Origin of the sequence: Qipengyuania sp., assembly GCF_964227205.1 — a bacterium.
Taxonomy (GTDB): domain Bacteria; phylum Pseudomonadota; class Alphaproteobacteria; order Sphingomonadales; family Sphingomonadaceae; genus Qipengyuania.
Map to the genome: position 1 here is coordinate 38909 of NZ_CAXQVB010000005.1, position 24995 is coordinate 63903.

22 protein-coding genes and 1 tRNA gene are annotated in these 24995 nt (G+C 66.1%); 12 read left to right on the top strand and 11 right to left on the bottom strand.

Features of this window, described 5'->3' with window-relative positions; all coding sequences use genetic code 11:
• Positions 1 to 23 precede the first annotated feature (23 nt).
• From ACEQZ0_RS11890 to ACEQZ0_RS11915, 6 genes are all read left to right on the top strand, one after another.
• Positions 24 to 314: a YggT family protein gene (locus ACEQZ0_RS11890; RefSeq protein WP_370191019.1), complete on the top strand. Its 291-nt coding sequence runs from the start codon at positions 24 to 26 to the stop codon at positions 312 to 314.
• Positions 314 to 1210: a bifunctional methylenetetrahydrofolate dehydrogenase/methenyltetrahydrofolate cyclohydrolase FolD gene (folD, locus tag ACEQZ0_RS11895; RefSeq protein ID WP_370191020.1), complete on the top strand. Its 897-nt coding sequence runs from the start codon at positions 314 to 316 to the stop codon at positions 1208 to 1210. The genes ACEQZ0_RS11890 and folD overlap by 1 nt, the downstream gene beginning before the upstream one ends.
• Positions 1207 to 1908 (top strand): hypothetical protein, encoded by a 702-nt coding sequence (locus ACEQZ0_RS11900; protein ID WP_370191021.1) that lies wholly within the window; start codon positions 1207 to 1209, stop codon positions 1906 to 1908. Before folD ends, ACEQZ0_RS11900 begins: the two co-directional genes overlap by 4 nt.
• Before the next feature lie 4 nt (positions 1909 to 1912).
• The gene (locus tag ACEQZ0_RS11905) at positions 1913 to 2536 is read left to right on the top strand and encodes a MarC family protein (RefSeq protein ID WP_370191022.1); all 624 of its coding nucleotides are present in this window, start codon (positions 1913 to 1915) and stop codon (positions 2534 to 2536) included.
• A 109-nt stretch (positions 2537 to 2645) separates the two neighbouring features.
• On the top strand, positions 2646 to 3014 hold the full coding sequence (locus tag ACEQZ0_RS11910) for a hypothetical protein (protein ID WP_370191023.1): 369 nt from the start codon (positions 2646 to 2648) through the stop codon (positions 3012 to 3014).
• Between the two features lie 21 nt (positions 3015 to 3035).
• Positions 3036 to 4064, top strand: a complete 1029-nt coding sequence (locus ACEQZ0_RS11915; protein WP_370191024.1) for a hypothetical protein — start codon at positions 3036 to 3038, stop codon at positions 4062 to 4064.
• A 14-nt stretch (positions 4065 to 4078) separates the two neighbouring features.
• Here the strand turns inward: ACEQZ0_RS11915 and ACEQZ0_RS11920 are convergent, their stop codons facing one another.
• Together ACEQZ0_RS11920 and ACEQZ0_RS11925 are read right to left on the bottom strand one after the other, a co-directional pair.
• On the bottom strand, positions 4079 to 4690 hold the full coding sequence (locus ACEQZ0_RS11920; RefSeq protein WP_370191025.1) for an LON peptidase substrate-binding domain-containing protein: 612 nt from the start codon (positions 4688 to 4690) through the stop codon (positions 4079 to 4081).
• A gap of 8 nt (positions 4691 to 4698) precedes the next feature.
• Positions 4699 to 5619, bottom strand: a complete 921-nt coding sequence (locus ACEQZ0_RS11925; protein WP_370191026.1) for a tetratricopeptide repeat protein — start codon at positions 5617 to 5619, stop codon at positions 4699 to 4701.
• 194 nt (positions 5620 to 5813) lie between these two features.
• On the opposite strand from ACEQZ0_RS11925, the gene ACEQZ0_RS11930 reads away from it, so the two are divergent.
• From ACEQZ0_RS11930 to ACEQZ0_RS11940, 3 genes are all read left to right on the top strand, one after another.
• Positions 5814 to 5888: transfer RNA gene (locus tag ACEQZ0_RS11930), tRNA-Gly, on the top strand.
• 102 nt (positions 5889 to 5990) lie between these two features.
• Positions 5991 to 6545: a hypothetical protein gene (locus tag ACEQZ0_RS11935; protein WP_370191027.1), complete on the top strand. Its 555-nt coding sequence runs from the start codon at positions 5991 to 5993 to the stop codon at positions 6543 to 6545.
• Between the two features lie 108 nt (positions 6546 to 6653).
• On the top strand, positions 6654 to 8807 hold the full coding sequence (locus ACEQZ0_RS11940) for a TonB-dependent receptor (RefSeq protein WP_370191028.1): 2154 nt from the start codon (positions 6654 to 6656) through the stop codon (positions 8805 to 8807).
• Here the strand turns inward: ACEQZ0_RS11940 and ACEQZ0_RS11945 are convergent.
• From ACEQZ0_RS11945 to dcd, 4 genes are read right to left on the bottom strand one after another with little or no spacing between them, the layout of a single operon-like run.
• Positions 8804 to 9280, bottom strand: coding sequence for a DoxX family protein (locus ACEQZ0_RS11945; RefSeq protein ID WP_370191029.1), 477 nt, complete (start codon positions 9278 to 9280; stop codon positions 8804 to 8806). The genes ACEQZ0_RS11940 and ACEQZ0_RS11945 overlap by 4 nt on opposite strands.
• A 52-nt stretch (positions 9281 to 9332) precedes the next feature.
• Entirely contained in the window at positions 9333 to 10508 is a 1176-nt protein-coding gene (locus ACEQZ0_RS11950) for a trans-acting enoyl reductase family protein (protein ID WP_370191030.1), read from the bottom strand.
• A gap of 57 nt (positions 10509 to 10565) precedes the next feature.
• On the bottom strand, positions 10566 to 11360 hold the full coding sequence (locus ACEQZ0_RS11955) for an acyl-CoA thioesterase (RefSeq protein WP_370191031.1): 795 nt from the start codon (positions 11358 to 11360) through the stop codon (positions 10566 to 10568).
• Positions 11357 to 11911 (bottom strand): dCTP deaminase, encoded by a 555-nt coding sequence (gene dcd, locus ACEQZ0_RS11960; protein ID WP_370191032.1) that lies wholly within the window; start codon positions 11909 to 11911, stop codon positions 11357 to 11359. Before dcd ends, ACEQZ0_RS11955 begins: the two co-directional genes overlap by 4 nt.
• Before the next feature lie 192 nt (positions 11912 to 12103).
• Between dcd and ACEQZ0_RS11965 the strand changes: the two genes are divergently transcribed.
• Positions 12104 to 12388, top strand: coding sequence for a GIY-YIG nuclease family protein (locus ACEQZ0_RS11965; protein WP_370191033.1), 285 nt, complete (start codon positions 12104 to 12106; stop codon positions 12386 to 12388).
• 81 nt (positions 12389 to 12469) lie between these two features.
• Here ACEQZ0_RS11965 and putA read toward each other — a convergent pair whose 3' ends face one another.
• The 3 genes from putA to mtnP all read right to left on the bottom strand — a co-directional run bounded on the left by putA (position 12470) and on the right by mtnP (position 18059).
• Complete coding sequence (gene putA, locus ACEQZ0_RS11970; protein ID WP_370191034.1) at positions 12470 to 15607, bottom strand: bifunctional proline dehydrogenase/L-glutamate gamma-semialdehyde dehydrogenase PutA; 3138 nt, start codon at positions 15605 to 15607, stop codon at positions 12470 to 12472.
• Between the two features lie 95 nt (positions 15608 to 15702).
• Positions 15703 to 17190: a glycerol-3-phosphate dehydrogenase gene (gene glpD / locus ACEQZ0_RS11975; protein ID WP_370191035.1), complete on the bottom strand. Its 1488-nt coding sequence runs from the start codon at positions 17188 to 17190 to the stop codon at positions 15703 to 15705.
• On the bottom strand, positions 17187 to 18059 hold the full coding sequence (gene mtnP / locus ACEQZ0_RS11980; protein WP_370191036.1) for an S-methyl-5'-thioadenosine phosphorylase: 873 nt from the start codon (positions 18057 to 18059) through the stop codon (positions 17187 to 17189). The genes glpD and mtnP overlap by 4 nt, the downstream gene beginning before the upstream one ends.
• Positions 18060 to 18272: 213 nt before the next feature.
• Here mtnP and ACEQZ0_RS11985 point away from each other — a divergent pair, with 213 nt between their 5' ends.
• Together ACEQZ0_RS11985 and ACEQZ0_RS11990 are read left to right on the top strand one after the other, a co-directional pair.
• Positions 18273 to 21053 (top strand): phosphoenolpyruvate carboxylase, encoded by a 2781-nt coding sequence (locus ACEQZ0_RS11985; protein ID WP_370191037.1) that lies wholly within the window; start codon positions 18273 to 18275, stop codon positions 21051 to 21053.
• A 61-nt stretch (positions 21054 to 21114) separates the two neighbouring features.
• Positions 21115 to 22464, top strand: a complete 1350-nt coding sequence (locus tag ACEQZ0_RS11990; protein WP_370191038.1) for a patatin-like phospholipase family protein — start codon at positions 21115 to 21117, stop codon at positions 22462 to 22464.
• 81 nt (positions 22465 to 22545) lie between these two features.
• Here the strand turns inward: ACEQZ0_RS11990 and ACEQZ0_RS11995 are convergent, their stop codons facing one another.
• Positions 22546 to 24072, bottom strand: coding sequence for an oligosaccharide flippase family protein (locus tag ACEQZ0_RS11995; protein ID WP_370191039.1), 1527 nt, complete (start codon positions 24070 to 24072; stop codon positions 22546 to 22548).
• A gap of 78 nt (positions 24073 to 24150) precedes the next feature.
• A complete protein-coding gene (locus ACEQZ0_RS12000; RefSeq protein ID WP_370191040.1) occupies positions 24151 to 24993 on the bottom strand; it encodes a cupin-like domain-containing protein in 843 nt (280 codons plus the stop codon).
• Positions 24994 to 24995: the final 2 nt, after the last annotated feature.

Consider the following 24995-nt stretch of genomic DNA (forward strand, 5'->3'; position numbering starts at 1 on the left):
GCTTCAAGGGAACGCTCGACCACATGCAGGCGCTCAGCACCATCTACCAGATCATCGCCATGCTCACCAACGTGCTGGTGATGCTGATCATCATCCAGTTCATCATCGGGCTGCTGTTCGCCTTCAACGTGGTGAACCGCTCGAACGATTTTCTCGCCAGTTTCTACATGGCGATCAACCGCTTCCTCGAGCCCGTACTGCGCCCGATCCGCAACATCCTGCCCAATACCGGGGCGATCGACTTCTCGCCGCTGGTGCTGATCATCCTGCTCAATATCGTCCTCATTGTCCTCGGCAACGTGATCTACGGCTGATGGCTGCGGACATCATCGACGGGAAGGCCTTTGCCGCCGGGCTGCGCGAGACTGTCGGCGTGCATGCCGCGGCTTTTGCCGAACGGGCCGGGCGCAAGGCCGGGCTCGCCGTCGTGCTGGTAGGCGAGGATCCGGCGAGCCAGGTCTATGTCCGCAGCAAGCACCGGGCGACGGTCGAAGCGGGGATGGAGAGCTTCGAACACCGCCTGCCCGCCGATACCGCCGAAGCCGCCCTGCTCGCACTGGTCGAACGGCTCAATGCCGATCCGGCGGTCGACGGCATTCTCGTCCAGCTGCCGCTGCCCGGCCATCTCGACGAACAGGCGGTGATCGCCGCGATCAGTCCCGACAAGGATGTCGACGGTTTCCACGTCACCAACGCCGGGCGCCTCGCGGTCGGGCAGGACGGTTTCGTGCCCTGCACGCCGCTCGGCTGCATGATGCTGCTAAGCGACCGGCTGGGCGATCTCTCGGGGCTCGAGGCGGTGGTCATCGGGCGCTCGAACATCGTCGGCAAGCCGATGGCACAGCTGCTGCTCGGCGCGAATGCCACCGTCACCATCGCGCACAGCCGGACGAAGGATCTCCCCGGCGTCGTCCGGCGCGCCGATATCGTCGTGGCCGCAGTCGGCCGCGCCGAGATGGTCAAGGCCGACTGGCTCAAGCCCGGCGCAACGGTGATCGACGTCGGCATCAACCGCCTTCCGCCCGTACCGGGTTCGGACAAGGGCCGATTGGTCGGCGACGTCGATTTCGCGGGCGCGCGCGACGTGGCTGGCGCGATCACTCCGGTGCCCGGCGGGGTCGGCCCGATGACGATCGCGGTTCTGCTGCGCAACACGCTGGTCGCCGCCTACCGCAACGAGGGACTCGATCTGCCCGAGGGCGCGCTGTGAGGCTGGCGGCGGCCCTGCTCGCGCTCGGCCTCGCCGCCTGCACCTCGCAGCCGGGGCCGCGCGACCGCTATGCTCGCCTGTTGACCCCGAGCGCCAATCCCTCGCGCGTGGTCGCCACCGAACTCGCCCTCGCCCGGGCGGCGCAGGAGGACGGGCAATGGACCGCTTTTCGCGACTATGCCGCCGAGGGCAGCGTGATGTTCGTCCCGCAGCCGGTTGCCGCGCGCGACTGGCTCAAGGGCCGCGCCAATCCCGCGCAGGCGGTCACATGGCAACCGCACCACGTGTGGTCGAGCTGCGACGGCTCGCTTGCAGTCACGCGTGGCGCGTGGCAGCGCCCAGACGGCTCGAACGGCTATTTCACCACCGTCTGGCAACGCCAGCGCGACGGCTCCTATCGCTGGACGCTCGACCAAGGCGACGTGCTCGGCTCGCCGCTCGAGGCGCCCGAGTTCGTCGGTACCGACATCGCCGAATGCCCCGAAAGCGGCATGGCGGCCGAATTGCGTTCCCAGGCCGAACGCTCGCGCCCGGTCAGCGGCGGCTCCTATTTCGACCAGGTCAGCGCCGACAGCAGCCTGTTCCTGACTTTCGTCGTCTCGCCCGACCTGTCGCGCCACTGGAAGCTGATGCTCCACCGGGACGGCAGGATGGTCGATGCCATGGCGGGCGACGTCGCCGCCCCGGGCGAGGAGTAGGTCCTTGACGCAGCTGTTCATCTCGGCGTTCATCACGCTCTTCGTGGTCATCGACCCGCCGGGCTGCGCGCCGATCTATGCGGGCCTGACCAAGGGCGCGACAGCCCCCCAGCGCCGCAATATGGCCATTCGCGCCTCGCTGATCGCGGCGGCGATACTGCTGGTCTTCGCGCTGTTCGGCGAGGAACTGCTCGGCGCGCTCCATATCGAGCTCGACAGTTTCCGCATCGCCGGCGGGCTGATGCTGTTCTGGATCGCCTTCGAAATGGTCTTCGAGAAGCGCACCCAGCGCCGCGAGAAGCGCGCCGAGGAAGTCGCCGCCACGCCCGAGGTAGAGGACGTCTCGGTTTTTCCCATGGCGATCCCAATGCTCGCGGGCCCGGGCGCGATCGCCGCGATCATGCTGCTGATGAACGAGGCGCGCGGACTGGAAGAGAACCTGACCGTCCTCGGTGCGTTGGCCGCCGTGCTGATCCTGACAATGTTTGCGTTGATCGCGGCCGGTCCGATCATGCGGCTGTTCGGCGACAAGGTCGAAGCGGCGATCACCCGTGTGTTGGGCGTGCTGTTGGCAGCGCTGGCGGCGCAATATGTAATCGATGGCCTGAAGAACAGCTTCGCGCTGTAACGCCGGGCGATCCGGCGGCTTGCTTGCCTAAATCCCAAAATTCGCTATAGTAGCTACTTCAAATAAAACGGTCGTTGGTCGCGCTTGTTACTTGATGGCGGGAAACGACATGCCGGAAAACGAACCGAAGGACGTGGTGGACAAGGCCCTGGCTGCGCTCGATGCGGCCGGCGTCGACGTCGAATCCTTGCGCTTCCGCCTTCAGGATCAATCTATCCGTAGCGTGGTCGTCGGCCCTTGGCCGCCCGAGACTGCGAGCCGCGACGATGTCAACGCGCTGGTCAAGACTCGCAGCCTGTTGCTCGAATCGCTCGACCTGCTCGAGGCCAATGCGGCCGATCCGCAGCTCCTCACACCGCTGGCCGACTATGTCACCCAGGCTTCGGAATTGTTGAACGAGAAGGAGGCCGGGATCGGCAAGGGCAATCTGCCCGGCGCACTCTATCGTTCCATCGTCGGGCGCTGGCCGCCCGATTGAACGCCAAAAAGGGGGCGAGACATGAATGGCAACAGGGGCGAACCCATCGTCGGTGCCGGCGAAGCTGCAGAGGACGCCGCCCAAGACCAGGCTGGTCAGTCCGATGACGAAGCGGAAGCTGCGGACCGAGCTGCCACCGAAGGCAATGGCGGATCCAATCCTCCTCCTCCTCCTCCTCCTCCGCCGCCGCCGCCGCCGCCGACACCTCCCCCGCCACCGGTGCCGGGGCCCTACAAAATTGCCACCGCGGACAGCAACGGCAAGGCGCTCGATCCACCTGATCGGTTCAACCCCGCTGCGGAGGACGCGGTGCTCATCTATTTCGGGCTCGTCGGGCCGACTCCGACGCCTGAACAGTCCGACCTGCAAGATCAGATCTCGCAAGTTCTGACGACTGCCAAGAAGCTCTATCTCGAAGACGGTGGCAACCAGAAGGAGCCGTTCCGGCTACTCTACACCAAGCTTTTCCGGCTCGCGCAAATCGGACTCGAAGGAGACAATCCCAAGCCCGACGTGGCCCGGCTGACCCTGGCGCGCGAGATCGACGATCTGATTTGCAGCGAAGGGCCGAGGATCAAGAACGCGCACCTGCGCCGTCTCGGCAGGTGGGCGGCACTTATGTCTTCGATTTTCCTTGTCCTCTACGTGCTTCTTTCGGTCGCCGAAGAGGTCGCGGTCTTTCCGCTACTGGGTATTGCTCCGGCCGTGGCCCGCAGCTTCATGATCCTGTGGGTCGGCACCTTCTTGGGCGTTTGGCTGTCCTACGCCATTCGCAAGGCCGAATTCCAACTGCGCGACCTGACAGTGGCGGAGGCCGATCTCCTCGAACCCGCGATCCGGCTGGTGTTCAGCGGGTTGCTCGCCAATATCGTCGCGCTTTTCCTGCTGCTCGGGATGATCGAGGTGCGGATCGGGTCGATGGAGCTCGACAGCTTCGCCCGCGATCCGGTGATCGCGCTGCTGCTGGGCATGGTCCTGGGATTGAACGAGCTGCTGTTGCCTGCCTCGATTGCCAGGAAATCGCGGGACGCAATGGCGAAGATGCCCTAGCCCCCCGGCGGGCATCATTGCAGCGTGACGATCTCGTCGCCGTCGTCGCGCAGGGCGAAGAACTGCATCAGCTGGATCATCACGTCGCAGCGCGTGCGCAAGTCCGTAGCCTCGAGCAGCGCCTGCTTGGATGCCGGATCGAAGGGGGCGATCTGGGCGACACCGTTGATCAGCGTCTGGTCGTCGAGCCGCGCGACCGAATCCCAATCGACCGAATAGCCCTGCATGTCGGCGAAACGCCGCGCCTCGAACTCGAAACCGGCCCGCTCGACATGCGAAAGCGTCTCGTCTTCCGGATCGTCGAGCAATTCGGCTTCGACCTGGCGGAAGGGCGTCGAGGTCTCAAGCTCGCGCAACACGCGGAACCGCGCCTCGCCGTCGAGCACGATATTGTAGCGCCCGTCTTCCAGCGCCTCGACATCGCCGATCCGGCCGACGCAGCCGATGGCGTAAAGCGGGGCGCCCTCGGCGGACTGCTGGGGCTGGATCAAGCCGATCCGCCGGTCCTTGGCCAGCGCATGGCCGACCAGCGCGCGATAGCGCGGCTCGAAGATGTGGAGCGGCAGTTGCAGCCCGGGAAACAGGATTGCTCCGGGCAGCGGAAAGATGGGAATGCGCTCGGCCAAGGCGCCCCCTAACCGAACAGCAGGCGCGAAAGGCGGCGGCGGGTGGCGACCACCCAGGGGTCTTCCAGCCCGACGGCTTCGAACATCTGCAGCAACCGTGTTTTCGCCGCGCCTTCGTTCCATTCGCGATCGGTTTCGAACATGGCCAGCAGTTCGTCCGCCGCGGTATCGCGTTTCCCAGCGGCAAAGGCTGCTTCGGCATAGTCGAAGCGCGCCTGCATGTCGCCCGACGCGGCCTTGTCCTTCAGTGCGGCCAATTCGCCCTCGTCGACCTTGTTGCCCGCCAGCTCGAGTGCGCTCTTGGCCTGTTCGATCTGGGGGTCATTGGCGACCGCCGGGTTGGTCTCCGCCGCCGTCAGCGCGGCCTGCGCCTGCTCGGTATGGCCTGCCTGCACCAGCGCCCGGACCAGTCCGGCATGCGCTGCGGCGTTGTCGGGCGCCATCTGGACGACCTGTCCGAACACGCCGGCGGCACGCTCGGCATCGCCCTCGGCCAGCACCTGTTCGGCCATCGTCACGAATTGCGAGACATCCTGCTGCTGCTGGCTTCCCGGCGCGCCTTCGCCAGCGGCGCCTTCGATCGGCAGCTGCGAGAGGATCTGGTCGAGCGTCTGCTTCATCTGCGATTCGCTGCGCGCATTGGTCAGGTCGGCCACGGGTTGGCCCTGGAACAGGGCATAGACGGTCGGGATCGACTGGACCTGGAACTGCGCGGCGATGAACTTTTCGGCATCGACATCGATCTTCTTCAGCACCACGCCCTTGTCGGCATAGTCTGCCGCCACTTTCTCGAGCATCGGCGCCAGCGCCTTGCAGGGGCCGCACCAATCGGCGTAGAAATCGAGGATGACGAGCTTCGTCATCGACGGCTCGACCACCTCGGTGCGGAACCGGTCGACCGCTTTCTGTTCGTCGATGCTCAAACCCATGCTTGCCACTGCCACACCTTTCTCGCTGGAATTGCTTGCGCCCCATGTGGGCCTTTTCGCGCGAATGTGAAGGAGCCGGTGGGTCCGTGCAAGCGGAGCGAATTTTCCGTATTTTTTGGGCTTGCGGCATTCCGGACTCGCTGCTAGTTGGCCGCCTCCCCACCGGGGTCACACGGTTCCGGTAGCGCCAGTGAGCGGGCGTAGCTCAGGGGTAGAGCACAACCTTGCCAAGGTTGGGGTCGGGCGTTCGAATCGCCTCGCCCGCTCCATTTTCCTCCCATCGACGACATGGCCCGGCGTAAAGGCTCGGGCGAATTGCACGCCATCGCGCGTCGTCCTAACCTTGCTCCGATTCGTTGCGGGAGGGGCCGATGCGTGGACTGGCTGTTGCGGGATGGATGCTGGGGATGCTGGCGCTGGGCGCGCAGGCCCAGGCGCAGGACAGGCCGATCACCGACCGACGGCCCGACGCCGAGGACGTGGTCACGACGCCGCTGACCGATCCCAACCTCAAGCAGGGCGAAATTCCCGAATTGCTGAACCGCGCGGTAGCGGAGCCCTACGATCTTTCGGGGCTGGAGACGTGCGGCGCGCTGATTGCCGAAGTCGAGCGGTTCGATATCATGCTGGGCGACGATTTCGACCTGCCTGCCGGGGACCGCGACGGACTGAGCGCGGGTACGGTCGGCAAGATGGCGGTCGGTGCGCTGATCCCCTTTCGCGGTCTGATACGCGAAGTTTCGGGTGCACGGCGACAGGAGGAGAAGCTCGAAACCGCGATTCGCGCCGGATTGGCCCGGCGGGGCTTTCTGAAGGGTGTCGGCGCCCGCCGTGGATGCGCCTATCCCGCGCGGCCCGCGCGCGAGGCCGATATCGCGCGCATCCAGGCCGCACGCGAGGCGGCGCAGCAAGCCGAGCGCGACTAGAACGCGCGATCACCATTCGTCGCCGATAGCGGGGCGTTCGTCGACCTGACGGTGCGGCGGCGCACATCGGACTTGCACGTGTCGGCGATCGCTGTATGGGGCGCGGTTATGTTGTATCATTCTCGTCATCGCCAGCTTCTCGGCCTTTCGCTCTCCGCCCTCGCCATGGCGGCCTCCCAGCCCGCGCTCGCCCAGGAACGGGCGGCGCCCGACCCGCAGGACAAGGCGGGTGAGACGAACGCGGCGGACCGCGCGCCGCAGGACGATCTGCACGACCGGCGGGTCGACTATACCGGTCGCATCGTGGTTACCGGTCACAGCCTCGAGCGCGCCGATCTCTTCGCCGGCAAGTCGGTGATGGATGGGGAGGCGCTGCAGGAGAACCCTGCCGGGCAGATCGGCGATGTGCTGGCGAAGCTGCCGGGCGTTTCGGCGACGAGCTTCTCTCCCGGGGCCTCGCGTCCCGTGTTGCGCGGCTTTTCGGGAGAGCGCGTGCGCGTTCTGGTCGACGGGATCGGTTCGATCGACATCTCCAATACCTCGGCCGACCATGCGGTGACGATCGATCCGCTGACCGCCGAGCGCGTCGACGTGGTCCGCGGCCCGGCGGTAATGCTCTATGGCAGCTCGGCGATCGGCGGCGCGGTCAATGTCATCGACAAGCGCATTCCGCGCCGCGTGCCGAGCGAGGGCTTCCACATCGATGCGCTTGCCGGCGTCGACAGCGCCAGCGACATGCGCGAGGCGGGCGGCTCGCTCGATGTGCCGATCGGCGATGGCTTCGTCGGCCACGTCGATGCATCCTGGCGCAAGACCGACGATCTCGCCCTGGCCGGCTATCAGGTCGCGCCGGCGCTGCGCAGCGAGCTTTTCGCGCGCGCCGATGCGCTGGCGGCGGCGGGCGACACGGACGAAGCCGATGCGCTGCGCGCGGCGGCAGACCATCGCGGCAGCCTGCCCAACAGCGCCACCGAAACCTGGAGCGCCAACGCGGGATTCGCCTATTTCGACGGCGAGAGCAATATCGGCGCCGCGGTCGGCATCTACGATACCGCCTACGGCGTGCCCACGCGCCCCGGCGGCGAGGAGGATGCCGAGGTCTCGATCGGCTTGCGGCAGTATCGCGGCGACATGCGCGCCGAGGTGGTGACCGGGGGCGGCTTCCTCGACCGGCTGCGCCTGCGCGCCGCCTTCAGCGACTACACCCACACCGAATTCGAAGGCGCCGAAGTGGGGACGACGTTCGACGTCCAAGGCATCGAAGGCCGGCTCGAGCTGATCCAGGCGGATCGCGGCGGCTGGCGCGGATCGTTCGGCGCCCAGTATTACTTCCGCGATTTCGCGGCGGCGGGCGAGGAAGCCTATCTCCCGCCCAACCGCACCGAACAGATCGCCGGGTTCGCGCTCGAGGAATTCGACCTGGGCCCGGTCCAACTCGAACTCGCGGGGCGGTTCGAGAACACCCGCATCGATTCGACCGAGATCGGATTCGCGCGCAGCTTCAACGCGGCTTCGGGCGCGCTCGGGCTGTCGCATGAGTTCGGCGACAGCCTCAAGATCGGCGCCAATTTGTCGCGCGTCTCGCGGGCGCCGAGTGCCGAGGAACTGCTGTCCAACGGCGCGCATATCGCCACCCAGTCGTTCGAGATCGGCAATCCCGACCTGGCCAAGGAAAAGGCCTGGGGCGCCGAGCTCTACCTGCGCGGCGCGCGCGGCCCGGTCCAGTTCAACCTCGCCGCCTTCAAGAGCTGGTTCGACCAGTATATCTACCAGGCCGCCACCGGCGCGGTGGAGGACGGCCTGCCGGTCTATGCCTATCGCCAGGGCGATGCGACCTATGCCGGGCTCGAGGGCGAAGCGAGCTGGGCCTTCCTCGACACCGGCCCGCTTTCGCTGCTGCTCGACGTGAAGGGCGACTACATCCGCGCGCGGCTCGCCGACGGCACGCCGCTGCCGCGTATTCCCCCGCTCAGCCTGACGGCCGGCCTCGAGGCGCAGACCGATCCCTGGGATGCGCGCGTCGAGGTCGAATGGGCCGACGACCAGACGCGGACCGCCCCGCTCGAGACGGCGACCGACGGTTACACCCTCGTCAATGCGCAATTCGTGTGGCGTCCGGTCCGCGGCAACGAGAACGTCACCCTGGTGTTCAAGGCAGACAATATCTTCGACGCGACCGCGCGCCGCCACGCCAGCTTCACCAAGGATTTCGTGCCCATGGGCGGGCGAAATTTCACCGCCAGCCTGCGCGCCAGCTTCTAGTCGGTCGAGGCGGGGGGCGTGGTCGGCGCAGCGGCCAGCCCCTCGGCCTTGCCCTCGGCGTGGGCGGCCTTGACTTCGGCGTCGAGCCGCTTGGCGCGCTCGTCGACTTCGCCGATCCGACCGCGTAGCTGACCATAGGCGAACACCATCAGAAGCCCGCCGATGATCGCGAGGTTCTTCAAGGCCATCGCGGCCTGCGTGGGGTCGGTGACCTTCTCGTGGAAGAACAGCGTCGCCAGCGCGGTAAAACCGACCAGTGCGAGACTGGCGATGCGGGTCATGAAGCCGCTCGCAAGCACCAGCCCGGCGACGATCTCGAATACGCCGACCGCGAGCGCGAAGCTGCCGGGGAAGGGCGATTCGGCTTCCATGTAGGCCGCCGTTCCAGCGGGATCCATGACCTTGCCGAGCCCGGCGAAGACGAACAGCGCGCCGAGCAGGATGCGCCCGGCCAATGCAGCGATGGTTGCCATTGAATTCTCTCCCCTGTGTCCCTCTTGAATCGCTTCGGCGGTCGGGCGTTCCCTAATCCTCGACCGCGAAGGTGATCTCGGCATGGTTGCGCAGCCGTTCGACCAGCGCTTCGCCGAGGAAGGCGCCCGGTGTCCCCACGCCGCCGCCGGCCGTGCAGTCGAGCAACGCCACGCCGGTTTCGGCGAGCATCCTGCTGGTCGAGCCGTAACCCGGATCATAGCGCCCCTTCACGCCATAATGCAGCCGCGTGCCGTCGGGCCATTCGCCGACGAACAGAATGTCGTAATGGCCGTTCTCGCGCTCTTCCTTGCTCGGCCCTTCGCCCGGCTTGGGCGGCTTGGCGCCGAAGGGGTTCTTGAGCATCTCCATCACCGCATTGGCGGCGGCCTTGCCCGCCTCGCCCGGGCTGGTGAGCATCATCTCGTCATAGCGGAAATCCGCGCCATAGCGGTGCCCAAGCAGGAAATTGGTGCGGTGGACGTTCTTCACGTTGATCGTCGCCATGATGAAAGGCGCAGCCCACTTGCCGAGTTCGTCCTCGTAATGCGGGACCATGCCGCCCGGCTGGTCGGGACCCTCGAATCCGGGCGTCAGACCGAAGGGATCGTTGAGGACCTTGATGATCGACGGGTTCCTTGCCGCCGCCTTCATCGTCGCTGTCAGGCTCGCCGCAGTGCCGCCCGAAAAGGTGCCCTGCATCGACCGTACGCGCCCCTTTACCCGCGGGGCCGGCGAGCCGTGGCGCTTGATCGCCTCTTTCTGCAGCATCAACACCCCGAGATCGAAGGGGATCGAATCGAACCCGCTCGAAAAGCAGATCCGCGCGCCGCTCGCCTGCGCTTCTTCGTGATGGGCGTCGATCATTTCGCGCATCCACGCCGGTTCGCCGCACAAATCGGCATAATCGGTGCCGGACCTGGCGCAGGCGGCGACGAGCCTGTCGCCATAGAGTTGGTAGGGCCCGACGGTGGTGAGCACGACCCGGGTGCGGCTGCACATCGCCTCGAGGCTGGCGGGATCGTCGGCATCGGCAACCACCAGCGGAGTCGATCTGGGCGCGCCGATCACGTCGCGCACCTCCTCGAGCTTGTCCATGCTGCGCCCCGCCATCGCCCATTTGGGGCCGTCGGCGGCACTGCCGTATTCGCGCACGAAATGTTCGGCGACGAGGCGGCCGGTATAACCGGTGGCGCCATAGACGATGATGTCGAACTCGCGGTCAGCCATGGGATTGCTCTCCTTCGCGCCTAGGTGTGCGAGCGGGCGAGGGGAGAGTCAAAGCCGTTACGGCGCCCGTGGTATCCTCGGCAGCACGCCGGTCTGGCTCGAGATCGCGAGCAACCGCCCGTCCGCGGCGAAATGACGGGCCGCACCGTGAACCACGCCGCGGTCGAAGGCGGCCAATTCGGTTACGCTCAAAACCCACCCCGGATCGCATCCCTGCACGAAGCGGAACATGGCATCGAGGCTCGATCCGCCGCGTGTCGCCGGATGCGCGCCGAGGAAGAGGTCGGAAATGATCGCCAGCCAGCCGGCATCCACTGCGAATTCGGCGCGCGAACGGGTCCAGACGGCCTGAAGGCCGCGCGCCTCGTCCTGCAAGGCGATGCGATAATCGAACTGGTCGGGCAGGCCTCCGGGCGCCGAATGGCTGATCTCGACCGCTGTCGCCGCATCGGGGCCGGGTACATCGGGCATTTCCGCGAATAGCGTCTGTTCGCTCGGCTCGCGCGCGCCCAGCGCCCCGCTCGCCCGGTGCGTCGGGCGCCCGTTGACGCTGGCGGAGGCGGCATATTGCGCCACCGCCTGCCCGCCGCCGCACTGCTCGACCTCGATGGCGAGCTCCTCGGCATGCTGCGTGGGTCCCAGGAAATGGACCTGCGCCCACAGCAGCGGCAGCTCGCTGTCGAGCTCCATCGAGTCGACGATCGCCGCCAGCGCGACCCCGCCCATGACATGCGGTGCGCCTTCGGCCCCGGCGGTTGCCGGGGGCATGACGGGGAGGGTGAACCTGCCGCTTCGCTGGCCGCTCCCGTCCTTGGGCACCACGCGCCAGAAGGGGAAGCGGCCCACGCTCATAAGCGGGGGAGTGTGACCCCGCGCTGGCCCATGTACTTGCCCGCGCGGTCGGCATAGGTCACTTCGGGCCGCTCGTTCCCCTGGAGGAAGAGGAACTGGCACGCACCCTCGTTGGCGTAGATTCTCGCGGGCAGCGGCGTGGTGTTCGAAAACTCCAGCGTCACATGGCCTTCCCAGCCCGGCTCGAGCGGGGTCACGTTCACGATGATCCCGCAGCGCGCATAGGTGCTCTTGCCGAGGCAGATGACCAGCACGTCTTCGGGAATGCGGAAATACTCGACCGTGCGCGCCAGCGCGAAGCTGTTGGGCGGGATCACGCAGACGTCGGTGTCGCGATCGACGAAGCTGTTGCTGGCAAAATCCTTGGGATCGACCACCGCGCTGTCGACATTGGTGAAGATCTTGAACTCGGGTGCGACGCGCGCGTCGTAGCCGAAGCTCGACAGCCCGTAGCTGATCACACCCTCACGCCGCTGCGCTTCGACGAAGGGCTCGATCATCCCCTCGCTCATCGCCTTGTCGCGGATCCACTTGTCCGAAAGAATCGCCATGGAGGAGGGATTCCCCAACTGGGGGGCGGGGGCAAGCGCAGGGCGGCGAATATCCCCTTTTGTTGCGATGGGCTTTCGACAGGCTCAGGCTGAGCGGATGGTGTGTCCGGCACACGAAGATGGACAATTCTGGGGCCACCGCCGCTCAGCCTGAGCTTGTCGAAGGCCATGCGCCGAGGATAGCCTTCCGGAATGGCCTTCTACGCGTACATCCTGCGCTGCAATGACGGCAGCTATTACACCGGCCATACCGATGACCTCGACCTTCGTGTCGCGCAGCACCGGACTGGCGCGCATGGGGGCTACACTGCCAAACGCCTGCCGGTGACACTCCTCTGGTCGCAGGACTTCCCCACGCGCGACGAAGCTTTCGACGCCGAGCGCCGCATCAAGGGCTGGACCCGGGCGAAGAAAGAGGCGCTGATCGCGGGCGACTGGGACAGGATTTCGCAGCTGGCCCGGAATCGACAAGGATGAGGTCTAGGCCGCCCCCGTCAGCGTGTAGCCTTCGACGGGCTCAGGCTGAGCGGGGGTTTTGGGCTTTTGGATGCGCAGTCCCTAACTCGCCAATAGCGTCGCATTGCCCCCGGCCGCGGTCGTGTCGATGCATACCACGCGTTCGGTCGCGAAGCGCTGGACATAGTGCGGGCCGCCAGCCTTGGGGCCGGTGCCCGAGAGGCCCTCGCCACCGAAGGGCTGGCTCTCGACCACTGCGCCGATCTGGTTGCGGTTGACGTAGAAATTGCCGACCGTGGCGCGCGCCTCGACGAAGGCGCGGACATCGTCGTTGCGGCTGTGCAGGCCCATCGTCAGGCCGAAGCCGGTGGCGTTGATGTCCTCGATCACGCGCTCGAGATCGGAGGCCTTCCAGCGCACGACGTGGAGGATCGGGCCGAAATTCTCGCGCTTCAGGTCGAGGATCGAATCGATCTCGATGATCGTCGGGGCGACGAAACAGCCGGCATTGGCCCCGCGGTGCAGCTTGCGCCGCCACACCGGGCGGCCCCCCTTCTTGCGCCGCGCGACGTGGCGTTCGAGCGAGGATTTGGCGTCGGGATCGATCACCGGGCCGACATCGGTCGACAGGTGTTCCGGGTTGCCGATGGTCAGCGCCTCGAACCCGCCGCGGATCATCCGCAGCATCTCGTCGTAGACATCGTCCTGGATATAGAGCACGCGCAGCGCCGAGCAGCGCTGGCCCGCGCTCTGGAAGGCAGAGGCGACGACATCGCGCGTCACCTGTTCGGGCAGCGCGGTCGAATCGACGATCATCGCGTTCTGCCCGCCGGTTTCGGCGATCAGCGTGGCGATCGGTCCCTCGCGTGCGGCGAGGCCGCGGTTGATTGCCTGCGCGGTCTGAGTCGATCCGGTGAAGGCGACCCCCGCGATGCGCGGGTCCGAGGTAATCATCTCGCCGACATCGCCCGCGCCGGGCAAAAGCTGGAAAGCTTCCTCGGGAATGCCCGCCTGGTGGCAGAGCCGCACTGCCAGCGCGGCGATCAGCGGGGTTTGCTCCGCCGGCTTGGCGACCACCGTGTTGCCCGCGGCGAGCGCGGCGGCGGGTGTGCCGATGAAGATCGCCAGCGGGAAGTTCCACGGGGAAATGCAGGCGAACACGCCGCGGCCATGCAGGCTCAGCCGGTTCTCCTCGCCGGTCGGGCCGGGCAGGATGATGGGCCGCGTGAACTGGCGCCGCGCCTCGTTGGCATAGAAGCGCAGGAAATCCACCGCCTCGCGCAATTCGAGCACCGCATCGACCAGCGTCTTGCCCGCCTCGCGCTGGCACAGGCTGAGGAATTCGTCGGTGTGCTCCTCGAACAGGTCGGCCGCCGCCTCGAGCAGCAGCGCGCGCTTTTCGCCGCCGAGACGGTCCCACCCGGGCTGGATCGCCTGCGCGCGGGTGATCGCTTCCTCGACCTCGAAGTCGAGCGTGTCGCGGCGCGTGCCGACTTCGGCGGAAAGGTCGTGCGGCTTGTTGATCGGGGCGCTCTCGCCCTCGGCGCCCGACTTGAAGGTCGGCTCGGCGACCCAGTGGCGGCTCTCGAGCCTGGCGAGCCGTTCCTGCAAGGGTTCGCGTACCAGCGGGTCGCTGAGATCGATCCCGGCCGAATTGCGGCGATCGGGAAATATGTCGGTCGGCAAAGGGATCGCCGGATTGCGATGCGGTTCGAGCGCGGCAAGGTCGGCCACCGGATCGGTGGCGAGCTCTGCCGCGGGCACATCGGCATCGGCCATCCGGTTGACGAAGGAACTGTTCGCGCCGTTTTCGAGCAAGCGGCGCACCAGATAGGCAAGCAGGTCCTTATGCGTTCCGGTCGGCGCATAGATGCGCACATTGGTGCGCCGGTCGCCCTCCATCTGGGCCAACGCGCCATAGACGTCCTCGCCCATTCCGTGGAGCCGCTGGAACTCGAATTGCTTGGGACCCGCCAGCGCCTTGATTGCACCAATTGTATAGGCGTTGTGCGTGGCGAAGGCGGGGTAGATCGCGTCGTCCGCCGCCAGCATCTTCTCGGCACATGCGAGATAGCTGACATCGGTCGCGAGCTTGCGCGTGAAGACCGGGAAGTCGGTGAAACCGCCGACCTGGCTCAGCTTGATCTCGGTATCCCAATAGGCCCCCTTGACCAGCCGGACGAAGAACCGGCGATCGTATTTGCGTGCCAGCCGTGCGACCCAGTCGACCATCGGAACGCCGCGCTTCTGGTAAGCCTGGATGGCGAGGCCGAAGCCATCCCAGCGGCTTCCGTCGGCACGGGTGAAGAGGCTGTCGTCGCGCGCCAGCGCCTCGATCAGGTCCATCGAGAGCTCGAGCCGGTCGGCTTCTTCGGCATCGATGGTGAAGTGGATATTGGCATCGCGCGCGGAACTGGCGAGATCGCGGACGATCGGGAGCAGATCGGCCACCGCGAGATCGGCATGGAGGAAGGTGTATCGCGGGTGCAGCGCCGACAGCTTCACCGAGATGCCGGGCGAGCTCCACACGTCGCCGGTGGCTTCCTTCACCAGCCGGTCGATCGCCTTGTGGTAATTGACCCGGTAGCGTTCGGCATCGTCATAGGTCATCGCGGCTTCGCCGAGCATGTCGAAGCTGTGCGTCAGCCCCGTGGCGCGCTCGGGCTTGGCGCGCTTGAGCGACTCATCGATCGTGCGACCGTAGACGAACTGCCCGCCAAGGATGCGCATCGCCTGCAGCGTCGCCTTGCGGATCACCGGCTCGCCCAGCCGCGTGACCGCGTTCTTGAGGCTGCGGCGCATGCCCTTCTGCGCTTCTTCGGGCCGTCCGAGCACTTCGCCCGTCAGCATCAGCGAGAAGGTCGCGGCGTTGACGAAGGTCGAGGAGCTTTCGCCCATGTGTTCGGCCCAGTCGATGTCGCCGATCTTGTCGCGGATCAGCGCATCGGCGGTGGCTGCGTCGGGCACGCGCAGCAGCGCCTCGGCCAGGCACATCAGTGCCACGCCTTCCTCGGTGGCGAGGCCGTATTGCTGGAGGAAGGCGTCGATCCCGCTCGCCTTGCGCTTGCGCGCCGCCTCGATCAGCTGGATGGCGATGCGTGCCGCATCCTCATGCTTGGCGCTGGCCCCGGCCGCCTGCGCGATGCGTTCGGCCACGCAGGCATTCTCTTCCGCGCGATAGGCTTCGCGTACGGCCTGGCGGGAAATGGGGGACAGATGCGCTGGATCGTGCAGGGCCATACGACTCCGTTAGGCAGGTAAGTATTTGCGGGCCCCTTGGACCCGGGCGTCTATCCTTTCAAGCTTTGTGAAAGGCGCTTGTTCCGTACGGTCGCCTAGGCGCGCGCGGCGAACCAGTCGGCCACCGCCTTTTGCGACTCCTCGGCAAGATGCATGCCCAGCTTGCTGCGCCGCCACAACACATCCTCGGCGGTGCGCGCATACTCGTTGGCAACGAGATAGCGCAGCTCCGCCTCGTAGAGCGTGCCGCCGAAGTCCTCGCCCAGTTCGGACAGGGCGGTCGCCTCGCCCAGCAGGTCGACGATGCGCGTGCCGTAGGCCCGGGCAAGGCGCTGGAGCATCTCGGGCGGAACCCAGGGCCAGCGTTCGCTCGCGCCCCACAAGAAGCCGGCGAAATCGCCGTCGACGTCTCCACCGGTCAGCGGGGTGCCCGCGGTCCAGGGCTTGCCCGGCACGGTCATCGCCTTGCCCAGCCGCTCGAGGGCATGCTCGGCGAGCCGGCGATAGGTTGTCAGCTTGCCGCCGTATACCGACAGGATCGGCGCGCCGCCCTCGGTCTCCAGCTCGAAGACGTAATCGCGGGTGACGGTCGAATTGCTCTTCGCATTGTCCTCGTAGAGCGGTCGGACCCCCGAATAGCTGGAGACGATCTCGTCCTCGGTCACCGCGCTGGCGAAATAGCGCGAAGCGGCAGCGCACAGATAGGCTGTTTCTTCGGGAGCGATCGCGACGTGGTCGAGATCGCCATCGTAGCGGACATCGGTCGTGCCGATCAGCGTGAAGTCGCGTTCGTACGGTATGGCAAAGACGATGCGCCCGTCGGGCTGCTGGAAGATATAGGCATGTTCGCCCGGATACGCGCGGCGCACGATGATATGGCTGCCCTTGACAAGCCGGAGATGCGCGGGCGTTCCGGCGCCCAGTGCCAGCCGCGCGACGCGGTCGACGAAGGGGCCGGTGGCGTTGACGATCGCGCGCGCGACCACTTGCTCTTCGCCGCCCTCGCCACGGAGCATCGCGCGCCAGTGGTCGCTGTGGCGTTCGAGCGCCGTGCATTCGCAGCGGGTGCGGATGGTCGCGCCGCGGTGCTCCGCATCCATGGCGCTCAGCACGACCAGTCGCGCATCCTCGACCCAGCAGTCCGAATATTCGAAGCCGCGCACGAAGCGGCCCTGCAGGATCGAGCGATGGGGGGCGTGGCGCAGGTCGATCGCGGTCGAGCCCGGCAGGCTGCGTGACCGCCCCCCCAGCCGGTCGTAAAGCATCAGGCCGAGCCTGAGCATCCACCGCGGCCGCATGCTCGGTTCGTGCGGGAGGACGAAGCGCAGCGGCCGGATGATGTGGGGCGCTGCGGCGAGCAGGATTTCGCGTTCGTGCAGGCTCTCGGCGACAAGCCGGAAGTCGTATTGTTCGAGATAGCGCAATCCGCCGTGGATCAGCTTGGTGCTGGCCGAGGAAGTGTGCGAGGCGAGATCGTCTTTCTCGACCAGCAGTACCTTTATGCCGCGGCCAGCGGCGTCGCGGGCGATCCCCGCGCCGTTGATGCCGCCGCCGACGACGAGCAGGTCGTAGTCCGCGTTCATTCCTGCCGGAACAGCCGCCCGGCGACGGCATCGAGCTTGGTCAGGACCGCCTTGTCATGCTTGGCAGGGGCGGTGATCACCGCATCGTCCAGCGCCCGGTCGATGGGCGATGGAGTACGCTTTTCGGGCAGGCCCTTGCAGAAGGCTTCCACCGCCTTGCGAGCGAGCTGCGAATTCGCCTCCATCTGCGTGACGACATGCGCAACGTCGACCGCCTCTCCCTCTTCGCGCCAGCAATCGTAATCGGTGACCATGGCAAGCAGGGCGTAGGGCAGTTCCGCCTCGCGCGCCAATTTGGCCTCGGGCATACCGGTCATCCCGATGACCTCCGCCCCCCAGTGCCGATAGAGCCGGCTTTCCGCGCGTGAGGAGAACTGGGGTCCTTCCATCGCGAGATAGGTCGCACCCTCGGCGCATTCGCCGCCGGCCTCGACAACTGCCCTGGCAGCATATTTCGAAAGGCGTTCGCAAACCGGATCTGCCATCGAGACATGCACGACGAAGCCATCGCCGAAGAAGCTCGAAGGGCGTCCCCTGGTGTTGTCGATGAACTGGTCGACGCTGACGAAGCGTCCGGGCGGCAGGTCCTCGGCCAGCGAGCCCACCGCGCTGATCGCCAGAATGTCCGTGCAGCCTGCGCGCTTCAAGGCATCGATGTTGGCGCGCGCGTTGAGCGTCGAAGGCGCGATCCGGTGTCCGCGGCCGTGACGGGGCAGAAAGCGCACGCGGACATGGCCGATGGTCCCGCACAGGATTTCGTCCGACGGTTCGCCCCAGGGTGATTGTACGGCAATCCATTGCGCATCCTCCAGCGCATCGATGGCGTAGAGCCCCGATCCTCCGATGATGCCGATGGTCCATTCGCTCATGTGCAGTATCTCGCAAACCCGGGCAGCTAACGTGTGACGAGGGGTGGCCGTTGGCGCTAAGGCTGTCCACCCCCGAGTGCATGATGACCGCAGCCGATCGCTGCGAATGCGCTGCCCGCATGCGTATTCACGCTCGCCCAGTCGACGCTCGTCTTGACAGAATTGCCCATTTGTCGCGGAACCGAGACCTTTGGCGGGGCATAAGGTAGAGTGATGACCGAAACGACAATCGAACCGACGCTGGCGAGCCTGAGCGAACGGCTCCGCGTGCTCCACCGCCAGACCCGCGAGACACCGCTGTTCAACCCGGTCTTCCAGCTTTCGTTGGATATCTCGCGCAAGCTCGAGAGCGGCGAACTCGATATCGGCGCGCTCGCCGGGCTGGTCGACGAACTCGAGGCGCAATCGCTCGACGCGCGCGCCGCGCGGCTCCGCAATCTGCTCCGCCCCGACGCCGCGAGAGAGCGGTTGTCGAAGCTCGCCGAGGAGGGCGAGGATTTCGAGGCCTTCCGCTCCTTCTGGGAACAGCCGCACATGCATGCGGTGTTTACCGCCCACCCCACCTTCCTGCTGTCGCCGCAGCAGAGCGCGGTCGTGGCCGAGGAAGTGGCCAGCGGGGATAGGGCCGCGACGCAGCAGCCGAGCGAGAAGCCCGAGATCACGCTGCGCTACGAACACGAATGCGCCATGGAGGCGCTCGTCAACGCGCAGGATGCGCGCGACCGGATCGTGAGTAGCGTCCTGCGCCGCGCCCGCGACGCCTTTCCCGATCGCTGGACCGAACTGAAGCCGCTGCCCTTCCGTTTTGCCAGCTGGGTGGGTTACGACATGGACGGGCGCACCGATATTACCTGGTACACCTCGATCGCGTTCCGCCTCGCCGAGAAGGCGCAGCGGCTGGCGCGTTATGCCGCCACGCTCGAGGCGATCGATCCCGCGCATGCGATGCTCGATACGCTGCGCGGCGCCCGGCAGCGCGCGCAGGCCAGCGCGGAGGAGTTTGCCGGCGACCTGTCCGACCCTTCCGATCTGTCGGCCGCCGCCAACCGGCTGACCGCCGACCATCCCGACAAGCTGCTCTCGCTTGCCCCGCTGATCGACCAGCTCGAAGACGAGGCGGCCGGGAGCGATGCCGATCGGGCCATCGCGCTGCGGACGCTCGCCGCGGCGATGCGTGCCGACGGGCTCGGCATGGGCTGGATCCATTTCCGCGTGAACGCCAAGCAATTGCACAATGCGATCCGCGCGCGGCTCGGCGATGCGGCGGATATCGATCTCTCCAGCCGCGGCGCGATCGCCGCCCTGCGCGAACTGCTCGCCGAGGTCACGCCGCAGAGCGCCAATTTCGCCAGCCTTGCTGTCGAGAGCTCGACCGCTGTGCGCCAGTTCCTCGTCATGGACCAGATCCTCAAGCACGTGGATGGCGATGCGCCGATCCGCATGCTGGTGGCCGAATGCGAACAGCCGGCGACGGTGCTCGCCGCGCTCTATTTCGCGCGCGCTTTCGGTATCGCCGACAAGGTCGATGTGTCGCCGCTGTTCGAAACCGAGACTGCGCTCGAACACGGCGGGCGGTTCCTCGACCTGCTGCTCGCAGAACCCGACTATCAGGCCTACGCCAAGCAACGCGGGCGGGTGGCCATCCAGACCGGCTTTTCCGATGCCGGGCGCTTTGTCGGGCAAATCCCCGCGAGCCTCGCAATCGAACGCCTGCAGGGCCGCCTCGCGGAGGCCATGGCCGAAAACGGGCTCGGCGACGTGTCGGCGCTGATCTTCAACACGCATGGCGAGGGCATGGGGCGCGGCGCGCACCCATCGAGCTTCGAAGACCGGATCGAATGGGCGCTCAGCCCATGGGCGCAGCGCCGCTTCGCGCGCGCCGGCATCACGCTCGAGCCCGAGGCGAGCTTCCAGGGCGGGGACGGCTATTTGCTCTTCGCCACGCCCGATATCGCGCTCGCCACGCTGACGCAGATCGTCGCGCACAGCCCGGCGCATACCGATCCCGACGTGCCCACCGATCCTTTCTATCGCCGCACCGATATCAGCCTCGATTTCTACCGTGCGATCAAGGAGCACCAGCGCGACCATCTCGAAAGCCGCACCTACAGCCGTGCGATCACCGCCTTCGGGCTGGGCCTGCTCAACGAGACCGGCAGCCGCAAGTCGCGTCGTCAGAGCGACCTTTCGGCCGACCGCGAGATGAGCCTGCGCCAGATTCGCGCGATCCCGCACAACGCCATCCTCCAGCAGCTGGGCTATCCGGTGAACATCATCGCCGGCGTCGGCAGCGCGGCGGAGAGCCAGATCGAGGAAGTCGGCGCCCTGCTCGCCGAAAGCCCGCGCGGGCGCCAGATCATGCGGCTGGTGCGGGCTTCGAACGCGCTTGCCAGTATCAAGACGGTCGCGGCTTTCGGCGAGCTGTTCAATTCGGCCTATTGGGCGAGCCGCACCTATCGCGGCACCGAAGAGCATCTGGCACAGGCCTGCGAGGCGCTCGCCGAGTACCTCATCAAGGATGATCGCAACGGCGTCTTCCGCCGGCTCGCCTCGCGTCTGCGCGTCGATGCCTTGAAGCTGCACCGCCTGTTCGAGTTCGTCCCCGACGAGGATCCCCATCCCGAGCGCGAGAGCACGCGTCGCGCGATCGGCGTGCTGCAGGCGGTACGCCTTGCACTGCTGCAGCACATGTTCCTCAAGATCGTCTCGGTTCCCGCCTTCAGCCGGGCCAACGATATCAGCCGGACCGATGTCATCGAAATGGTCTTCACGCTGCGCGTGGACGAGGCATTGGCGCAACTGCGTCGTGCCTTCCCCACCAGTTTCCCGCGCAAGGAGGATTTCACGCTCGACGAGCCGGGCGAATACCCGGTTGGCGTGGGCGAGGGCTATGCCGCGATCCGGGCAAACTATATCGACCCGATCGAGCAGGCCCATGCCCTGTGCTTGCGCATCTCCACTGCGATTGCCAACGAGTTCGGCGCACACGGCTGATTGAATTTACAGCCTTTTGCGCGCAAGGTCCCGCCCTGTTCGACCGGGGGAGGACGAGTCGATGGACAATTTCCTGTGGGGCGTCGCAGCCGGGATTCTGGGCGTGGCGGCATTGGTATTCTTTGCCTTCACGGTATTTCGGCGCGGGCCGCTCGCCTTCCGGGTCGACGGGTTCTACACCCATGTCGTCGACGGCGATGTGGGGCCATTCATCCGCGACGTGCAGGCCGACGTGCCCGATGGCGAAATCTGTCGGCTGGACGATCGCATGTCGTGCTCGATCCGCGATGCGGTCCAGCATCACAACCAGGCTGACCGGCCCGATTGCAACGTCCTGTTGCTCTCGGGCGGGGGGCAGTGGGGTGCCTATGGCGCCGGACTGTTCGATACGCTGAGCCGCAACAGCCCCGACGAACTCGCATTGCCCGGTCTCGGCGTCATCACCGGCATTTCGACCGGTTCGCTCCAGGCGCTGATGCTGATGGTCGCGCTCGATCCCAAGCAGGCGCCCGCCATGCGCCGTTTTGCGCTCGACCGGCTGGTGTGGGGGTATTCGCCCCGGCGAGAGCGCGACGTGGTCAACAACACCGGGCTGATCAGCGTGCCGCTGTTCGGTTCGGCCGCGGGCACTGCGCCGCTGCGCCGACGGGTGATCGAGGCGCTGATGCCCGGAGGCGACGAAAGCCTGATCGAGGCGATCGGGCAGTCGAGTATCGACGGCTTCGTCGGCTTCGTCGAAGCCGAGCGCGGCGTGTTCCGCTATGCCGAGGTCAAGGAGCTGGTGAACAGCGCCCCCAGCGCCGCCGCTGCGGCAGAGGCGCTGGCGGCAGCCACCATGGCCTCGTCCGCCATGCCGGTGTTCCACCAGCAGCTGCGGGTTGCGGGCAGCGACGGCAAGGCCCTGTCGCTCTACGATGGCGGGGTGCGCCGCTCGGTCTTCTTCGACCGTGCGATGGCCGCCGTCGACCAGGAGGTGCGCGCAATGATGACCAGTGCGCACAGCGGCGAAACGGCGCTGGCAAGCATGGAGCAGGCGAGCTTCGCGCAGGAATACGAGGGTATGGCGCCGACCGTCTATGTCGTGCGCAATGGGCCAACCGCACGCAAGAAGGATAGCCGTCTCAACGCCAGTTCGGGCCCGCTCAAGAATGGCCAGCGCGGATACGACCTGCTCGTCAACGAAAGCGAAATCGGCGCGATTGCGGGCCTGCGGCTCAACAACCCCTATGGCCGGATACTGCTGACCAGCGCCGACCGCTACGACACTTTTCCCAGCGATGTGGGCGAGAATTTCAAGAAGGACGAGATGTTCAAGCCCGCATTTATGGCCCGGCTGCGCGATCTCGGACGCCACAAGGCCGAAAGGCCCGAGGGGCCATGGTGGCCGCTCAGCCCGATTGACAGCATCTGACGGAATCGGGTCCCAAGTTCGGGCTGCGGGCCGCGCTTGCTCCGCGACAGTGGGTAGGGCTGGCCGCTGGCCTACCCGTTGTTAACGGGCGAAATGGTCGAGAAAGATCTTCCTCGATCGCTCGAGTAAGGTCGCAACCATGATCTTCTCGGCGCCATCGGGACTTCCACTGACGAGCCACAGTGCGATGGCAGCGATTCCGAAAATTGCTGCGCCCGCCGGTGCCTTGATCGCCATGGATGCCAGCGGTCCCAAGGAACCCGAATCGATGGCTTGCACCGCCACCATCATGAGCGCAGCAGCGGCGAATGGTCTCGCGACTGCGGCGAGCAAGCCTGCAAGGCGGGTTTCAGCCTTATGCGAAAGCAATAGCAGCCCGCTCGTAAGAAGCGCGGCGGTGGTGATGAGGGCACCCACGGCCACGTTGCCAGCGCCATAGCCGTTCACGCCAAGCGTCGCCGCGACCGTGACCATTGCCGCTGCGCCGGCCAACGAGAGAAATGCAGAAGCGCGGGCGTCTCCGGCAGCTTGGAGCGTAATGATGATCAGCTTGTAGACGGCGTAGAGCGCGCAGGTCGGGGCGATGATCGCAAGCAGCGGTGCCGCGGCCGTCCATTGCGAGCCTAGCAGTAGCGGCAGGACCTCGTTCGCCGTTGCGGCCAGTCCGAAGCCGAGCGGGGCGGCAATGAGGCCGTAGGCGCCCAGCATCGCCGGCAACCGTTCCGGATCAGCGCTGAGTGGCCGCCCCGTCCGCGCAGTCGTCACGAACGATACGCGGTTGAGCGCGGTTCCGATCTCATCGGTGAATATCGACGAGAGATCCCTCGAAACCGAATAGAAGCCCACGGTGTTGCGGCTTGAGATGCGGCCCACCACGATCTTTTCGATCTGGTTGTGCACCGTCTGGCCTGCCGAGGCAAGGAACATCCACAGGGAGACGCCGAGCAATTCCCTGCGCTTGGCTAGCGAAAAGCGGGGTCGGAAGGGGTGGAAGACATAAGATGCTACCGCGTTAAGCACCGACTGCAGCACCGTGCCGATGACCAGTGCCCAGTAGTTCCGAAGAATCAGCGCGGCCGCCAGCGTGACGACGAATGCCGTCAGCCGCACGCTGAGCCGCATCCTCAGGTCCCGCCCAAAATCGAAATGCCGTTCGAAATCGACGACCCCGATGTTGGCGAGCCCGTCGATGACGAAGCAGCTCGCCAGCACAGCGATCAGAAGGCCGAGCGCGGGCTCCTCGTAAAACCAGGCCGCCACGGGGGCTATGACGACGAGAACACCGGCCAGCACGGCGAGGACCAGTAGCTGGATCGTCCAGGCGGTATCGTAATGGGCGCGTTCCGGCACGGCGATCCTCAGCAGCGCCTGCCGCAGCCCGAGCGCGGAGAAGATGTCGACCAGCGCGAGCACCGAAGTGGCCAACGCTACGATCCCGAAGTCTTTCGGCGTGAGCACGCGTGCCAGCACGAGCACCGACATCAGCCCGATCAGGCGGAGGGACCAGGCAAGGGCGATGGCGGTCGCGGCGCTGCGGTATACGCCCCTGACCGGCGGAGGTTGCCCTTCGGGTGGCAGGGATCCGGAAGGAGGATAGTCGACCGTCACTTTATGGCCCGGAATACTCGATGGTTTGTAGAATCACTGGTGCAGACTGGCGCGCGGCCTGCTGTCGCAGCGTTCCGCTCAGCTGGCAAACTCGCGTAGCTTGCGAACCATTCTCCAGCCATAGGCTTTTGCAAGGTTTCGTCCCGGCCAACGCTCGGGTGCCTTGGGCTTGATGCCCAGCCGCCGCACCATGCCATTGAAACAGCGGGCATCGGATTCGATGTAACTCCATTCGGAACGCCAGGTAATCGATGCCGAGATCGATATTTCCGGCCCGTTAGTGACGTAGTGGGGTGCCATGACGGGGACATAGACCGCCTCGCCGGCACCGATCTCGAAATCGGTGCCGTGCTGCGCCATTTCGTCTTTCCACGGCAGTTCGGGCCTTCCGCCGGCGTGAAATGTCTCGTGGATTTCATCGGGTGCGCAAACCGGATTTCCTGCCGGAAACACGGTCATCACCTTCGACCCGCGCAGCTGCAAAAGGATATTGTGCTCGGGGTCGAAATGATAGGGTGTCACACCGCCGGGGGAGGTCGCGAATAAAAAGCTCTGCAGGTTGATCATCGGCCCCGTCTTGGCCTCGATCTCCGGGCGCAATTCGGCGAGCAACTGCTCCAGCAGCTCCGCATATTCGGGTTGCTGCTCGACATTGCGGAGGCAGACCCAGCGCCCTGCTTCCGCGATGTCGAGAATGGTATCGGCGGCCTGTTCGCGCAATTGCTCGGGTACCTGGTCCACCCCGATCGGTTGGTCCCCGCTGTTGCATTCGATCGACCCAAGCGGAAGGCGTCTGGCAAGGTCGGCGAGCGCATCGAGTTCGAGCAGGGGATGATGGTCGAGGCCATGCTGCAAAATATGCGGGACCTCGGGATAGTTCTCGGCGAACTTTTCATGGGTGGATTGCGGAAATATCGCCATCG

Bases quoted from the DNA above. Each gene is read 5' to 3' on its own strand.
- ACEQZ0_RS11890 (WP_370191019.1), top strand. From the start codon at position 24: ATGCAGGCGCTCAGCACCATCTACCAGATCATCGCCATGCTCACCAAC.
- folD (WP_370191020.1), top strand. From the start codon at position 314: ATGGCTGCGGACATCATCGACGGGAAGGCCTTTGCCGCCGGGCTGCGC.
- ACEQZ0_RS11955 (WP_370191031.1), bottom strand. From the start codon at position 11,360: ATGAGCGTGGGCCGCTTCCCCTTCTGGCGCGTGGTGCCCAAGGACGGG.
- ACEQZ0_RS11910 (WP_370191023.1), top strand. From the start codon at position 2,646: ATGCCGGAAAACGAACCGAAGGACGTGGTGGACAAGGCCCTGGCTGCG.
- ACEQZ0_RS11965 (WP_370191033.1), top strand. From the start codon at position 12,104: ATGGCCTTCTACGCGTACATCCTGCGCTGCAATGACGGCAGCTATTAC.
- dcd (WP_370191032.1), bottom strand. From the start codon at position 11,911: ATGGCGATTCTTTCGGACAAGTGGATCCGCGACAAGGCGATGAGCGAG.
- glpD (WP_370191035.1), bottom strand. From the start codon at position 17,190: ATGAACGCGGACTACGACCTGCTCGTCGTCGGCGGCGGCATCAACGGC.
- ACEQZ0_RS11945 (WP_370191029.1), bottom strand. From the start codon at position 9,280: ATGGCAACCATCGCTGCATTGGCCGGGCGCATCCTGCTCGGCGCGCTG.
- ACEQZ0_RS12000 (WP_370191040.1), bottom strand. From the start codon at position 24,993: ATGGCGATATTTCCGCAATCCACCCATGAAAAGTTCGCCGAGAACTAT.
- mtnP (WP_370191036.1), bottom strand. From the start codon at position 18,059: ATGAGCGAATGGACCATCGGCATCATCGGAGGATCGGGGCTCTACGCC.
- ACEQZ0_RS11940 (WP_370191028.1), top strand. From the start codon at position 6,654: ATGTTGTATCATTCTCGTCATCGCCAGCTTCTCGGCCTTTCGCTCTCC.
- ACEQZ0_RS11950 (WP_370191030.1), bottom strand. From the start codon at position 10,508: ATGGCTGACCGCGAGTTCGACATCATCGTCTATGGCGCCACCGGTTAT.
- ACEQZ0_RS11990 (WP_370191038.1), top strand. From the start codon at position 21,115: ATGGACAATTTCCTGTGGGGCGTCGCAGCCGGGATTCTGGGCGTGGCG.
- ACEQZ0_RS11925 (WP_370191026.1), bottom strand. From the start codon at position 5,619: ATGGGTTTGAGCATCGACGAACAGAAAGCGGTCGACCGGTTCCGCACC.
- putA (WP_370191034.1), bottom strand. From the start codon at position 15,607: ATGGCCCTGCACGATCCAGCGCATCTGTCCCCCATTTCCCGCCAGGCC.
- ACEQZ0_RS11935 (WP_370191027.1), top strand. From the start codon at position 5,991: ATGCGTGGACTGGCTGTTGCGGGATGGATGCTGGGGATGCTGGCGCTG.
- ACEQZ0_RS11915 (WP_370191024.1), top strand. From the start codon at position 3,036: ATGAATGGCAACAGGGGCGAACCCATCGTCGGTGCCGGCGAAGCTGCA.
- ACEQZ0_RS11985 (WP_370191037.1), top strand. From the start codon at position 18,273: ATGACCGAAACGACAATCGAACCGACGCTGGCGAGCCTGAGCGAACGG.